The 13,848-nt window shown below is 74.6% G+C and carries 10 protein-coding genes; 4 read left to right on the forward strand and 6 right to left on the reverse strand.

Features of this window, described 5'->3' with window-relative positions; all coding sequences use genetic code 11:
* Nucleotides 1-79: 79 nt before the first annotated feature.
* The 3 genes from STTU_RS11860 to STTU_RS11870 all read right to left on the reverse strand — a co-directional run bounded on the left by STTU_RS11860 (nt 80) and on the right by STTU_RS11870 (nt 6,235).
* Nucleotides 80-1,585 (reverse strand): DUF5719 family protein, encoded by a 1,506-nt coding sequence (locus tag STTU_RS11860; protein WP_043254931.1) that lies wholly within the window; start codon nt 1,583-1,585, stop codon nt 80-82.
* On the reverse strand, nt 1,582-5,517 hold the full coding sequence (locus STTU_RS11865; protein ID WP_007822985.1) for a glycosyltransferase: 3,936 nt from the start codon (nt 5,515-5,517) through the stop codon (nt 1,582-1,584). Before STTU_RS11865 ends, STTU_RS11860 begins: the two co-directional genes overlap by 4 nt.
* 445 nt (nt 5,518-5,962) lie before the next feature.
* Nucleotides 5,963-6,235 carry a WhiB family transcriptional regulator gene (locus STTU_RS11870; RefSeq protein ID WP_007822987.1) on the reverse strand — a complete coding sequence of 91 codons (273 nt, stop codon included), beginning with the start codon at nt 6,233-6,235 and terminating at the stop codon, nt 5,963-5,965.
* An 828-nt stretch (nt 6,236-7,063) separates the two neighbouring features.
* On the opposite strand from STTU_RS11870, the gene STTU_RS11875 reads away from it, so the two are divergent.
* The 3 genes from STTU_RS11875 to STTU_RS11885 all read left to right on the forward strand — a co-directional run bounded on the left by STTU_RS11875 (nt 7,064) and on the right by STTU_RS11885 (nt 9,999).
* Entirely contained in the window at nt 7,064-7,570 is a 507-nt protein-coding gene (locus STTU_RS11875) for a cysteine dioxygenase (RefSeq protein WP_007822990.1), read from the forward strand.
* Nucleotides 7,571-7,702: 132 nt separating this feature from the next.
* Nucleotides 7,703-8,662, forward strand: a complete 960-nt coding sequence (gene cofD / locus STTU_RS11880) for a 2-phospho-L-lactate transferase (RefSeq protein ID WP_043254934.1) — start codon at nt 7,703-7,705, stop codon at nt 8,660-8,662.
* Nucleotides 8,659-9,999: a coenzyme F420-0:L-glutamate ligase gene (locus tag STTU_RS11885; protein WP_043254935.1), complete on the forward strand. Its 1,341-nt coding sequence runs from the start codon at nt 8,659-8,661 to the stop codon at nt 9,997-9,999. The genes cofD and STTU_RS11885 overlap by 4 nt, the downstream gene beginning before the upstream one ends.
* A 12-nt stretch (nt 10,000-10,011) precedes the next feature.
* Here STTU_RS11885 and STTU_RS11890 read toward each other — a convergent pair whose 3' ends face one another.
* The 3 genes from STTU_RS11890 to STTU_RS11900 all read right to left on the reverse strand — a co-directional run bounded on the left by STTU_RS11890 (nt 10,012) and on the right by STTU_RS11900 (nt 12,471).
* The gene (locus STTU_RS11890; protein WP_043254937.1) at nt 10,012-10,977 is read right to left on the reverse strand and encodes a DNA-3-methyladenine glycosylase; all 966 of its coding nucleotides are present in this window, start codon (nt 10,975-10,977) and stop codon (nt 10,012-10,014) included.
* Between the two features lie 129 nt (nt 10,978-11,106).
* Entirely contained in the window at nt 11,107-12,198 is a 1,092-nt protein-coding gene (locus STTU_RS11895) for a nucleotidyltransferase family protein (RefSeq protein WP_043254938.1), read from the reverse strand.
* 111 nt (nt 12,199-12,309) lie between these two features.
* Nucleotides 12,310-12,471, reverse strand: coding sequence for an Arc family DNA-binding protein (locus STTU_RS11900; RefSeq protein WP_037933123.1), 162 nt, complete (start codon nt 12,469-12,471; stop codon nt 12,310-12,312).
* Nucleotides 12,472-12,485: 14 nt separating this feature from the next.
* Between STTU_RS11900 and STTU_RS11905 the strand changes: the two genes are divergently transcribed.
* Entirely contained in the window at nt 12,486-13,712 is a 1,227-nt protein-coding gene (locus tag STTU_RS11905) for an RNA-guided endonuclease InsQ/TnpB family protein (protein WP_199785015.1), read from the forward strand.
* Nucleotides 13,713-13,848: the final 136 nt, after the last annotated feature.

Here is a 13,848-nt window from a genome sequence, read left to right on the forward strand (position 1 = left end):
CGCGCGGGCCGCTTCGCGCCCCGCGCAGGCCGCTCCCCCGGCACCCCCGCTCCCCCGGGCCCGGCACTCCCCGGTCGCCTCAGTCCTCCGTCACCCGCAGGTCCTCCACGGTGCGCGGGACGCGCACCGTGCCCTTGTCGTCCTCCAGGGGCTGGATGGTGAAGAGGGACGCGCCCGAGTCGGACTTCGCGGTGAGCTGACGGCTCGCGTACACGGGGCCGCCGCCCTTCTCGGGGGCGAGCGTCAGGGACCACTCGCCCTTCGTGCCCTTGCCCGGCTCGACGTCGAACGCCTGCGAGGTGCCCTTCGGGACGCTGTACGTCTTCGTGACCGGGGCGCCGCCCTTCGTGCCCGCCGAGATCGTGACCCCGACCTTCGCCGCCGCTTCGGGCGCCGCCAGGGTCAGGCGCACGCTCTTGCCCGTGTTGCCCGTGACCGAGGCGCGTTCGCCGACCGGGGACGTCGCGGGGATGAACGCCGTCTCCTGGTCCGCGCCCTTGCCGCGCGTGACTTCGAGCGCGGCGACGACCGGGGTCGCCGACTTGGGGTCCTCGGGGCTCAGCACGAGGCTGCCCGGTTCGCCGTGCGTGATGTCGTCGAGGTCGAGCGACCCGGTCATCCCGGACTTGACGAGAAGGCTCTCGTGACCGGCCGGGACGATCATGCTGCCCTTCTGCGCGAACTGCACCTTCAGGTCCGCGTCGTCGGCCCCCGGGGCGAAGGCGACGAGGCGGATCTTCGTGGCGTCGCCCGGGATGCCGGGGAGCACGAGCCGCGCGGCCGGGTCGGTCGCGGGGACGAGCCAGTCGCCGCCCGCGCCCTGCGTGCTCGCGTCCGTGGCGGCGAAGATCCGCCCCGTCGTCGCGGTGACGTGCGCGGTGAGGTCCCTCTCGGGCGAGCCGCTGAGCGTCGAGAGCAGGACGGGCACGGTGGAGAGCGGCGGGATCTGGATGCCCTCGCCGACCTCCGACTTCAGCTCGCCCTTCGGCCCGTACAGCGCGATGTCCACGACTGCGGCGGTGTCGTCGGGGTTGGTCAGGTGCACGTAGTCGGAGCGGTCCTTCGCCGTGCTCACGCCCGGCAGCCAGAAGTCCGTGTCGGGCGCGCCGCAGGAGATCCCGCGCAGGGCGCGGTCGGCGCCCGCGTCGACCAGGGTCGTCTGCTGCACGGTCCACCCCGGCGCGAGCGGCCCGCTCGCCTCGCCGACGAGCGAGGGCGTCTTCGAGGAGTCGGGCTCCTCGCTCACCGGGGTGCCCTGCTTGCGCGCCGTGAGCAGCGGCTTGCCCGCCTTCGGGGCCTGCTCCGCGTTCTTGCCGTCGCGCACCTCGGTGGGCGAGGGCCGCAGCACGGCCTCGCCGCTGCCGTTCGTGCCGCTCGTCGTCGGCGAGAAGGAGGTGTACGTCGTCTCGGCGAGCGCGGAGTCCCCCGGCGCGGGGCACAGCAGGCTGGAGCGCTGGACGGGCTGCGCGGCGGCCCGCGCGGGCCGCTCCCCCGCACCGGGGTCGGGGGCCGTCGCGGCGGCGACCCCGGTGAGGACGGCGAGCGCGGCGACGGCGCCGAGCAGGGACATCGTGCTGCGGTTCACTGGTCGCTCCCGTGCTCGCGCCCGTCACGGCCCCGCTGCTGACCGTAGGGACCGTTCTCGTCCTCGTAAGGCTGTTGCTGGTACGGGGACCGCGGCGGGTACGGGGTGTCGTAGCCGCCGTCCTGCCCGTAGCCGTCGCCGTCCCGCCTGTAGCCGTCGCCGTCCTGCCCGTAGCCCTCGCCGTCCCGCGCGGGCGGGTACCCGTAGCCCTGGTCCTGATAGGGCGGGAGCTGCCCGGTGGCGGGACCGTTCGGGTCGTACGGCGGGACCTGCCCCGTGTCCGGACCGTTCGGGTCGTACGGCGGGATCTGCCCCGTGTCCGAACCGTTCGGGTCGTACGGCGGGACCTGGCCGGTGTCCGGACCGTTCGCGTCATAGGGCGGAACCTGCCCCGTGTCCGGGCCGTTCGGGTCGTACGGCGGGATCTGCCCCGTGTCGGGGTCGTACGGGGCCGCGCCCTCGGTCCCGTAGCCGCCGCCGTCGTACCCGGTCCCGTTCGCGTAGGTGTCGTAGCCGCCGCCCGAGCCGTACCCGTACGGGTCGTACTCGGCCGTGCTCGCGTAAGCGGGGACGGCGGCCGGGTCGGGGGCGGCGCCCCGCTCCTCCTGGCCCTCGGCCTCCGCCGCCGCGCGCAGGCGGCGGGCGCGGCGGCCCTCGCCGTCGACGGCCTGCGCGGGGACCGCGATCTCCTCCTCCGGCAGGTCGTCGTCGATGTCGCGGCGGCGGCCCGGGAGGGCGAGGACGATCAGGACGAGGCCGAGCAGGCCCTGCGCGCCGACCCACAGGGTGCGCGTGAAGGGCTGGTCGTACGTGACGTCGAGGTGGCCTCCGCTCGCGGGGAGCGTGAAGCCCTGCGCCCAGCCGTCCACCGTCGTGCGGCTGAGCGGCTTGCCGTCCAGGCTCGCGGTCCAGCCCGGATCGGCGCTGTCGGCGAGGCGCAGGACGCGGCCCTCGGCCCCGGCCGGGACGCGGGTGTGGACGTCGACGGGCCCGGCGGCGACGGGCTTCGGCGGGTGCTGCTTGTCGGTGAGCGTGACGCGGGCGACCTCGCGGTCGACGCGCCACAGCGCGAGCCCGTCCTGCCTGCTGACGCGCATGAGCCCCGGTGTCGCGTCGAGCACGCGGCCCATCGCGCTCGACGAGCGGCCCTCGCGGAGCAGGATGTAGCGGATCGCGTACGAGCCGAGTTGCCCCGCCTGGTCGGCGCCCGAGCCCGCGACGAGGCGGCCCACCGTCTCGCCGAGCCGGGCGTTGGGGCCCGCGGCGGTGAACTGCTCGGCGTCGCCGAGGTGGTTGCCCGCGCCGCGGATGAGGAAGTAGCGGACCTCGGAGGCGTTGTCGCCGTCGAGGACGAGGGTGCGGGCCCGGTCCTGGGTGCCGCTGTCGGCGGCGACGAAGGCGGGCACCTGGGTGGGCGAGCGGCGCTCCAGGGGGCCGTCGGCGCCCGCGGCCATCCAGCCGAGGGCGGCGACAAGCGGGCCGAGCGCGGCGGCGATGCCGACGAGCGCCGCGAGCGGCTGGCGCCAGCCGAAGCTCTGCTCGGCGACGCGGAAGCGGGCGCCCTGCGCGCCGATGAGGGCGGCGCCGAGGAGCGCCGCGCCCTGCACGAGGGTCGCCGGGCCCGCCCAGCCGTCACGGTTGGTGAGCACGGCGAGGGCGAAGCCGACGAGGGCGACGCTCCAGGCGGTGAGCACGGCGGTGCGGCGCTCACCGCGCAGGAGGGCGCCGAGGGCGGCGAGGACGATGCCGATGAGCAGCAGCCCGGTCATCGTGCCGGGGCCGCCGGGGTTCATGCCGAGCAGGTCCGTGGCGCTCGCGCTGCCGGCGCGGTCGTCGAGCCCGGCCTCGCCGAGCAGGCCGTGCGAGAAGAGCGTGAACGACCAGGGCGCGAGGAGCAGCAGCGGCGTGAGGAGCACGGCGAGGAGCCGGGGCCCGTAGGCGGGCAGTTCGGTGCGGCGCACGGCGAGCACGAGGGCGCCGAGGACGAGCGCGAAGAGCCACACGACGGGCGTGAAGGCCGTCGTGAGCGTGAGGAGCAGCGCGAGCGCCCAGGCGGCGCGCCACGTCCCGCGCCTGCCGAGGAAGCCGGCCGCGGAGAGCGCGGCGCGGGCCATGAGCGGCAGGAGCACGGCGAGGAGCGCGGTGCCGATGCGGCCGTCGGCGAGCGCCCCGGTCGCCGCGGGCAGGAACGCGTACGCGATCGCGGCCCACGCGCGCAGCAGGCGCGACTCGACGAGCGGCCGGGTCGCGAAGTACGCGGTGACGCCCGCGAGCGGCACGGAGCACACGAGGAGCACGGTCATCGCGGCCGACGTGGAGCCGAGGAAGAGCGTCGCGAGGCTCGCGACGAGCGCGAGGTAGGGCGGCGCGGCCTCGGTCGAGCCCGTACCGAGCGCGTGCCAGGCGTCGGTGTACGAGGACCACAGCTCGCCCGCCCGGTCGGGCGCGGGCAGCAGCGCGCCGCCCATGAGCGAGCCCGTGCCGAGCAGGTTGCGGCAGGCGATGAGCGAGAAGAGGAGCAGGACGGCGAAGAGCACGGGGCCCGGCTTGCGGCTGAGCCGCTTGATCCGGGCGAACTGCTCGACCTCCATGTAGTCCGCGTCGTCCCCGCCGGGGCCGGACTCGACGACGCCGTGCCGGCCGCCGCTGCTCTCCTCCTGCGCGGTGCGCCCGGCGAGGGAGCCCGCGATCTGCTCGACGGTGAGGCGCAGGGTCGCGCCGGGCGGCGGGAAGAGCGGGCGCAGTTCGGCGGGCTCGACGGCGGACTGGCCGCGCGCGCGGCGGGCCTTGAGGAGCCGTCCGGGGCGCAGCAGGACGGAGAGGAGCCCGGTGATCTCGTCGACGGCCTGCCCCGGGGTCTTGCCGACGAGGTAGGCGAGGGTGCGCAGGACGGTGCCGAGGAGGATGCGGAAGGCGGTCCAGGGCAGCGCGGCGGTGCGCGTGTTGACGAGGAGGGTACGGACCGCGCCCGCCTTGTCGACGCGGTGCGGGCTGCTCGCGGTGCGGCCGACGCAGTCGACGGTACGGCGCTCGCGCGAGGCGGCCTCGGCGTGCCGGACGACGGCGCCGGGCGCGACGAGGACGCGGTGCCCGGCGGCGTTGGCGCGCCAGCACAGGTCGACGTCGTCGCGCATGAGGGGCAGTCCGCGGTCGAGGCCGCCCAGCTCCTCGTACACGTCGCGGCGGATGAGCATCCCGGCGGTGGACACGGAGAGGACCGGGCGGACCGAGTCGTGCTGGCCCTGGTCCTGCTCGCGGCGGTCGATGCCGGTCCAGCGGCGACCGCTGGGCGCGATCGAGACGCCGACCTCCAGGAGCTGGCGGCGGTCGTACCAGCCGCGCAGCTTGGGGCCGACGATCGCGACGTCGTTGCCCAGCTCCGCCTCGTTCTCGACGGCGCGCAGGAGTTCGGCGAGCGCGGTGGGCGTCGGGGCGCAGTCGTCGTGCAGGAGCCACAGCCACTGCACGGGCTCGCCGTGGGGCAGCTCGGGCAGGTCGTAGGTCTCGTCGCGCCACGTACGGCTGACGGGGTCCCAGCCGCTGGGGCGCTTGAGGTACGGAAGTTCCTCGGGGCCGAGCGGGGCCGCGATGCGGCTCGCCTCGTCGACGGCCGCGCCGAAGCCGGAGCGGCGGGCGAGGTGGAGCACGCAGGGGTCGCCGAGCGTCTCGCCGAGCAGGCGCGCGGAGTCGTCGGCGCTGCCGGTGTCGGCGGCGACCGCGTTCTGCACGGGGCGCTCCTGGGCCGCGAGCCCGGCGAGGGCCTCGGGCAGCCAGCGGGCGCCGTCGTGGGCGACGAGCACGGCGGTGACGACGTGGCGCGGGAACTCGGGTGGACGGCTCGGGTCGACCGCCGCCCAGCGCGCGGGCGCTGCGGTGCTGTCCCCGTAGCCGGGGTGGGCGGCGAAGTCTGCCGGGTGATTGTGCACGGACATCGAGGTACGGGCCCCGGTTCGGTGGACTGCGGTGGACCCCTCGCCACTTCGTGGGGAAGTGGGGGTGTCTCGGACGGGGCCCCACACTAGCCGTTACGGGGGTGGCGCCTCGGCCGCCTGTCCACAGGCGGGGGGCGACGAACCGATCGTCATATCGGCCCAAGTGGGGGTGTGTCGGGGCGAACCCTTAGGGGGCGGTCGAACGGAACCCGTAAGGGTCGAATGGGCCCCCGACGAGCCCAACGCGCGGGAGGGGAGAGGGGTTCCCGGGCAGGGGCGTGTCCCGGCCCCTCCGGCGTTCGGGGAGCGGAGTCCGGGGGCGGAGCCCCGCGCACACACATCCGCCGCACCGCGCACCCGAGGCGGGACGCCCGCCACCTCCCGCTCCCGGAAACGCGGAACGGGCCCGCTTGCGCGAGCCCGTGCGTTCGCAATCGCGGTCCGTTCAGACCGCGGCCTTCTTCAGCCGGCGCCGCTCCCGCTCCGACAGCCCGCCCCAGATCCCGAAGCGCTCGTCGTTGGCGAGGGCGTACTCCAGGCACTCGGAGCGGACCTCGCAGGCGAGGCAGACCTTCTTCGCCTCTCTCGTCGAGCCGCCCTTCTCGGGGAAGAAGGATTCGGGATCGGTCTGGGCGCACAGGGCGCGCTCCTGCCAGCCCAGTTCCTCCTCGGCGTCCAACGCGTCGCCGACCAGCAGTTCCTGAAACAGCTCGGTCATCTGCGCCCCTCGTCTGTCTTTACATCCCCGTGATGCCGCCGTTACTGATGGCGACCAAACGACACGAGTGAAATTACAAGTGTGCTGATCCGAGGCAGTCAAGCCGGGATCTGCTATTGGGCCCCTTATTCACTCTGCGGAACCAAGGGGGTGCGGAAAGTGTTCAAATCGGCCTAAACCCCGCCACACTCCCTGCACCCCTTCCGCACGGACACCGCGACGGCCGCCGACACCTGAGAAGACGTCACCGCATCCGCGCCCGTTCCGCGGAGGGCCCGTACTGCGAGCCTGATCACAGAGAGGTCACGAGCAGGCAACGGCACCTCGCGGAGGGACTGCTGCCCCATGTGTCCCGTGAACGAGGTGCACAAACCTTTCAGCACTCTGGTCAACCCGATGAGGTGAATCCCTTGGCGGACCCCCGGGCCCGGTTGACATCTCAGGTGTGAGCCGCTTGCCTTGTGGGCATGCTCGCGCCTTACGCCTCCGCCCGGATGATCCGCTCCCGCAGCGCATCCGCGTGCGCGTGTCCGCGTACGGCGCCCGGCGTGCTGTGTACCGCCGGCTGTACGGCCTGAGCCCCCTCCCCGTACCGCGCCCTCCGCGTCCCGCACCCCGAGTCGTCCCGCTCCCCCGAGCCGTGCCGCTCCCCGGGCCCGCGTCCGACGCCTGAGCCCCGCCACAAGCAGTCGGGCTCCCCTCCTCCACCGCCTCCGCCGTGCCCCGCGCCGCCCCTCCTCCGGGCCCACCCCGCCCCCGGACCCGGGTTTTGCGCGGCACGCCCCGTTCGAGCCCCACCGGCCCGTACCCCGAGGAACGCACCTCCCCATGAACGACCACAGCGACCTCCAGATCGCCGGCGACCTCCTGGAGGTCCCGCACCTGCTCCAGCCCCCGCGCCCCCACCCGGCGACCGTCGCCGAGTTCGCGGGGCTCGCCCGCACCCTCGCCGCCGCGCACGCCGCGTGGCGCCCCCTCGTCCGCTTCGACGCCACCGCCCGCTGGTACCACCGCCTGCGCACCGGGCCCGGCTACGAGGTGTGGCTCCTGTCCTGGCTTCCCGGGCAGGGCAGCGGGCTCCACGACCACGGCCCCTCCAGCGGCGTACTGACCGTCCTCGACGGGGAGTTGACCGAACGCACACCGCGCGCCGAACGCCACCTCGCCCCCGGCGCCCAGCGCGTCTTCGCACCCGGGTACGTGCACGAGGTCGTCAACGACGCGCTCGAACCCGCCGTGAGCCTGCACATCTACTACCCGGGCCTGACCGAGATGCCGATGCACGCCAAGGACGAGAGCGCCCACGCGGCCCACTGCGCCGCCGCCCACGCCTGAGGCCGGACCCGCCCCCCGAGCACTCCGCGACAGCCCCCACGCCCGCACCGACCCGTACCCCCGCTCCCTCCCGTGCCCGCCCCGCACCGCCCCCTGAATCCCCCCGCGCACCGCCTGCGAGAGACTGTCCCCATGCGCATTGTGGTTCTGGCCGGCGGCATCGGCGGCGCCCGATTCCTGCGGGGCCTTCAGCAGGCCGTACCCGAGGGCACGGACATCACCGTCATCGGCAACACCGGGGACGACATCCACTTGTTCGGGCTGAAGGTGTGCCCGGACCTCGACACCGTGATGTACACGCTCGGCGGCGGCATCAACGAGGAACAGGGCTGGGGGCGCAGCGAGGAATCCTTCCGGGTGAAGGAGGAACTCGCCGCCTACGGCGTCGGGCCCGAGTGGTTCGGGCTCGGCGACCGGGACTTCGCGACGCACATCGTGCGGACGCAGATGCTCGCGGCCGGTTACCCGCTCAGCGCCGTCACCGAAGCGCTGTGCGAACGCTGGCAGCCCGGCGTACGCCTCCTGCCCATGTCGGACGACCGCGTCGAGACGCACGTCGCCGTCGACACGGACGGGGAGCGCAAGGCCGTCCACTTCCAGGAGTACTGGGTCCGCCTGCGCGCCTCCGTGCCCGCACTCGCCGTCGTCCCCGTGGGCGCCGAGCAGGCGAAGCCCGCGCCGGGCGTCCTGGAGGCGATCGCGCGGGCCGACGTCATCCTCTTCCCGCCGTCCAACCCCGTCGTCTCGATCGGCACCATCCTCGCCGTGCCCGGCATCAGGGAGGCGATCGCCGACGCGGGCGTACCCGTCGTCGGCCTCTCGCCGATCATCGGCGACGCCCCCGTGCGCGGCATGGCCGACAAGGTCCTCGCCGCCGTCGGCGTCGAGTCGAACGCCGCCGCCGTCGCCGAGCACTACGGCGCGGGGCTGCTCGACGGCTGGCTCGTGGACACCGTGGACGAGGCAGCGGTCGCGCGCGTCGAGGCGGAAGGCATCCGCTGCCGCGCCGTACCGCTCCTCATGACGGACCTCGACGCGAGCGCGCGCATGGCCCGCGCGGCACTCGAACTCGCCGAGGAGGTACGAGCGTGAGCACCCCGGCCCCCGCCCTCTCCGTACGGGCCCTCCCCGGCATCCCCGAGGTCGCCCCGGGCGACGACCTCGCCGCGCTCGTCGCCGCCGCCCACCCCGGCCTCGCCGACGGGGACCTCGTCGTCGTCACCTCGAAGATCGTCTCCAAGGCCGAGGGGCGAATCATGGCCGCCGACTCGCGCGAGGAGGCGATCGACGCCGAGACCGTCCGCGTCGTCGCCAGGCGCGGCCCGCTGCGCATCGTCGAGAACCGGCAGGGCCTCGTCATGGCCGCCGCCGGGGTCGACGCCTCGAACACCGCCGCGGGGACCGTGCTCCTCCTCCCGGAGGACCCCGACGCCTCCGCCGCGCGCATCCGCGAAGGGCTGCGCGCGGCCCTCGGCGTCCGGGTCGGCGTCCTCGTCACGGACACCTTCGGGCGGCCCTGGCGCGCGGGGCTCACCGACGTCGCGATCGGCGCCTCGGGCGTACGGGTCCTCGACGACCTGCGCGGCGGCACGGACGCGCACGGCAACCCGCTCAGCGCCACCGTCGTCGCCCTCGCCGACGAGATCGCGGCGGCGGCCGACCTCGTGAAGGGCAAGGCGGCCGGCTACCCGGTCGCCGTCGTGAGCGGCCTCGCGCACCTCGTCACGGACGGAACGGAGGAAGCCGACGGAACGGACGGAGCCGACGGAGCGCGGGGCGCGCGGGCGCTCGTGCGCGCCGCGCGCGACGACATGTTCCGGCTCGGGACCTCGGAGGCGGTACGGGAAGCGGTCGCCCAGCGCCGCACCGTCCGCGCCTTCACCGACGAGCCCGTCGACCCCGGCGCCGTACGCCGCGCCGTCGCCGCCGCCGTCACCGCGCCCGCGCCGCACCACACGACGCCGTGGCGCTTCGTCCTCCTGGAATCGGAGTCCGCGCGCACCGCGCTGCTCGACGCGATGCGCGACGCGTGGATCGCGGACCTGCGGCGCGACGGCAAGAGCGAGGAATCGATCGCGAAGCGGGTCCGGCGCGGCGACGTCCTGCGCAAGGCCCCCTACCTCGCGGTCCCGTGCCTCGTCACGGAGGGCGCGCACCACTACGGCGACGCGCGGCGCGACGCGGCGGAGCGGGAGATGTTCGTCGTGGCGACGGGCGCGGGGGTACAGAACTTCCTCGTCGCGCTCGCCGGGGAACGGCTCGGCTCGGCATGGGTGTCGTCCACGATGTTCTGCCGGGACGTGGTGCGCGAGGTGCTGAAGCTGCCCGAGGAGTGGGACCCGATGGGCGCGGTGGCGATCGGGCACCCGCGGGAGGTGCCGCCCCCGAGGGCGGGGCGGGACCCGGAGGACTTCCTGACCGTCCGCTGAGACGGGGCGGCGCTACCAGCGCGCGATGTCGGTCTTCCGCATCTTCGGGGCGCGGCGCGGCGGGATCGAGCCGACCGTCAGGAGGTAACGGACGGCGCGGTGGCGGTGGCCCTCGTACGGGGCGAGCAGTTCGAGCATGCGGGCGTCGTCGGCGTCCCGCTCGCCCACGAGGGACCAGCCGACGATGCGCGGCAGGTGCAGGTCCCCGGTCGTGACCTCGTCGGGCGCGCCGTGCGTGCGCTGGACGACCTCGGCGGAGGTCCAGGGGCCGATCCCGGGGATCTTCTCCAGACGGGCACGGGCCTCGGCGGGCGTCATCCCGGCGGCCTCCTCCATGCGCGCGGCGACCCGCACCGCCCGCAGGATCGTCGAGGCCCGCTTGTTGTCGACGCCCGCGCGGTGCCACTCCCAGGAGGGGACGAGCGCCCAGTCGCGCGCGGCGAGCGGCACCGCCATCCCCTCGGGCGCGGGCCCCGGCGCGGGCTCGCCGAACCGGGTGAGGAGGCGGCGCCAGGCCCGGTACGCCTCGTCCGCCGTGACCTTCTGCTCCAGGACGGAGGGGACGAGCGATTCGAGGACGAGGCCGGTCCGCGCGAGCCGCAGCCCCGGCGCGCGGCGCTGCCCCTCGGCCACGAGCCGGTGGCGGGGCGCGAACCCCCCGGGGCTGTCCTCGCCGCCGAGCAGGGCGGGCAGCCGGTCGAGGAACCACGTGGCGCCGGGGCCCCAGGCATCCCCCCGCACGGTCCCCCCGAGGGCGGTCACCCGGAGCGTCGCGGGGCCCTCGGGCGTCCGGCTGACCCGCCAGAAGGCGCCGCTCGCGTCCACGCGGAAGGCGGGATCGCCGGGCCCGCGCCGCAGACAGCCGAGGACCTGACCGAGGTGCAGGGGCCCGTCGGGGGCCCACTCGCGGTGATGGGCAGCCTGTGACAGGGGCGCACGGGAGGGTGCGGGGATACGGAGGGGAAAACGGCCGGCCACGCGTCGAGGCTACGGCACCCCACAACCAAGCCCCTCCGGCGAGCAGAATCCAGCCCCTCCGGCGATGGAGGAGCGGGGGCCTGGGGGCAGCGCCCCCACACGCCGCGCCGCGAAAAGGCGGACTCCGCGCTACTGGTCCGAGGAGAACCGCACCGCCCCGTCCGGCAGGACGGCCCCGCACCACACCCGCACGCCGTCCCGCAGTTCGTTGTCGGCCCCGACGACCGCCCCGTCCCCGATGACCGCCCCGTCGAGCACGGTCCGTGCGCCGACCCTGGCCGAGACCCCCACGAGCGAGTCCATCACGATCGCGCCGGGCGCGATCACCGCCCCGGCGAGGACCGTCGAGCCGCCGACCCGCGCGCCCTCGCCGATCACCGCGCCCTCGCCGACCACCGTGCCGCCCGTGAGCTTGGCGTCCTCGGCGACCTCGGCGCCGGGCAGGACGAGGTGTTCGCCGCAGCGGCCCGGGACGGCCGGGGAGGGGGCGTGGCCGAGGACGAGGTCGGCGGAGCCGCGGACGAACGCCTGCGGGGTGCCGAGGTCGAGCCAGTACGTGGAGTCGACCATGCCCTGGAGGTGGGCGCCGGATTCGAGGAGCCCGGGGAAGGTCTCGCGCTCGACGGAGACGGGACGGCCGGTGGGGATGGAGTCGATGATCCGGCGGCGGAAGACGTAGGCGCCCGCGTTGATCTGGTCGGTGACGATCTCCTCGGGCGTCTGCGGCTTCTCCAGGAAGGCGAGGACGCGGCCCGAGGCGTCGGTGGGCACGAGACCGAAGGCGCGGGGGTCCTCGACGCGGCTGAGGTGGAGCGAGACATCGGCGCCGGTGGTGACGTGGGTGCCGACGAGGGCGCCGATGTCGAGCCCCGTGAGGATGTCGCCGTTGAAGATGAGGACGGGGTCGTCGGGGCCCGACTCCAGGTGGGAGGCGACGTTGCGGATCGCGCCGCCGGTGCCGAGCGGCTCGCGTTCGGTGACGTAGTCGATGCGCAGCCCGAGCGCGGAGCCGTCCCCGAAGTACGGCTCGAAGACCTCGGCGAGGTACGAGGTCGCGAGCACGATGTGCTCCACACCGGCCGCCCGCGCCCGCGCCAGCTGATGCGCGAGAAACGGCACCCCCGCCGCCGGAACCATCGGCTTGGGGGTGTTCACCGTGAGGGGGCGCAACCTCGTGCCCTTGCCGCCCACCAGGAGGATCGCTTCCGGGGCCTTGGTCACCGTGTCTCCTTCGAGGATGCCCCGGCCTTCAGGCCGGAGTGGGGGTACCTCCCGCTGACGGGGGAGGATCGACGCTCCCGCCGAGCGGGGCATGGGGCGGGATCGCTGCCCTCAGAGCGAGGAGTCATCTCCACCCACCGCTCCGAGGGCGACCTCGAGGAGGTGGATGATCTCGGAGTTGACGGACCGCCGGTCGGCATGGGCCGCTTCGACGAGGCGGGCGTGCAGCACGGCCGGCAGGCGGAGAGAGAGCCGCTTCTCGTCATCATCCATGCCAAAATGATGCCATGACGATGCCAACGGAGCGGCGGGAGGGCCCGGTGCGCGTCCGGTACACCTACCGGCTGCGCGTCTCGTCGGCCGCTCGCGGCGCACTGCTGGCCGAGTGGGACCGGTGCCGCTGGGTGTGGAACGAGTGCGTCGCCAAGTCCCGGCAGGTGCACGCCCACAACCGGCAGCACCCCGGCGCCGGGCTGACCTGTGGCCCGGCGGGGCTCGACAAGATGCTGACCGAGGCCCGCGCCGCGATGGCGTGGCTGCGCGAGGGCGCGTCGGTGCCGCAGCAGCAGACGATCCGGGACTTCGCGAAGGCCCGCTCCAAGGCGCTGAAGGACATCGAGAGATGTCTGCCGGTCCGCCGCCGCGCGGGGATGCCGAGGGCGAAGAGGAAGCGCGAGTCCGCGCCCACGCTGAACTACACCGTCCGCGGCTTCCGGCTGAGGGAGGGGCGCCTGCATCTGGCGGGCGGGATCGTCCTGGCGGTGGTCTGGTCGCGGGAGCTGCCGTCCGCGCCGTCCTCCGTGCGGGTGTACCGCGACAGCATCGGTCACTGGTACGCGTCGTTCGTCGTCGCAGCCGAGCGGCGACCGCTGCCCGGAACGGGCGCGGTGCTCGGTGTGGACTGGGGCGTCAGAGAGATCGCCACGACCACGAGCGACACGCACGACCTGCCCCACCCGCGGCACGGGGACAGCGCCGCTCGAGGCCTCGCCCGCTACCAGCGGATGATGGCCCGCCGCCGCCCGGCCAAGGGACAGGCCGCGTCCCAGGGCTACCGGTGCGCCCGGACGCAGGCGGCGAAGGCACACAAGAGGATCGCGCGGCGGCGCCAGGACACCGCCCGCAAGTGGGCCAAGCGCGTCGTGCGCGACCACGACGCGATCGCCGTCGAGAACTTCCGGCCGGGGTTCCTCGCCGGGACCACCATGACGCGCAAGGCCGCCGACGCCGCCATCGGCGCCACCAAGGCGGCCCTGATCGAGATGGGCCACAAGCACGGGCGCGACGTGCGCCTGGTGCATCCCGCGCACACCACCACGGACTGCGCGTCGTGCGGAGCGAGAACCAAGCACGCACTTCCTCTTTCGGAACGTATCTACACCTGCACCGCATGCGGAACGGTCTCGCCCAGGGACAAGAACTCCGCGCGCGTGATGCTGGTCCGGGCCGGTCTCGTCCCGGCTGGTGCCGACGGCGCAAGACCTCGGGGAGCGCCGCTCCCCGAGGCTGCCTGAGCCAGAAATACCTCTCCCGCGGGAGAGGGAGGACGTCAAGCTGGCTTCTCTGCTTCCTGACCGACCGCTCTTCCTGATGGGCCCGCCGAATGTCTTTCGGCCGGACAGTTTATGCAGATGAGGATCTTTGCGGGGA

It is taken from the genome of Streptomyces sp. Tu6071 (assembly GCF_000213055.1).
Lineage (GTDB): Bacteria > Actinomycetota > Actinomycetes > Streptomycetales > Streptomycetaceae > Streptomyces > Streptomyces evansiae.

Coding starts and splice junctions, on each gene's coding strand:
- cofD (WP_043254934.1), top strand. CDS start 7,703: ATGCGCATTGTGGTTCTGGCCGGCGGCATCGGCGGCGCCCGATTCCTG.
- STTU_RS11870 (WP_007822987.1), bottom strand. CDS start 6,235: ATGACCGAGCTGTTTCAGGAACTGCTGGTCGGCGACGCGTTGGACGCC.
- STTU_RS11905 (WP_199785015.1), top strand. CDS start 12,486: ATGACGATGCCAACGGAGCGGCGGGAGGGCCCGGTGCGCGTCCGGTAC.
- STTU_RS11900 (WP_037933123.1), bottom strand. CDS start 12,471: ATGGATGATGACGAGAAGCGGCTCTCTCTCCGCCTGCCGGCCGTGCTG.
- STTU_RS11875 (WP_007822990.1), top strand. CDS start 7,064: ATGAACGACCACAGCGACCTCCAGATCGCCGGCGACCTCCTGGAGGTC.
- STTU_RS11865 (WP_007822985.1), bottom strand. CDS start 5,517: ATGTCCGTGCACAATCACCCGGCAGACTTCGCCGCCCACCCCGGCTAC.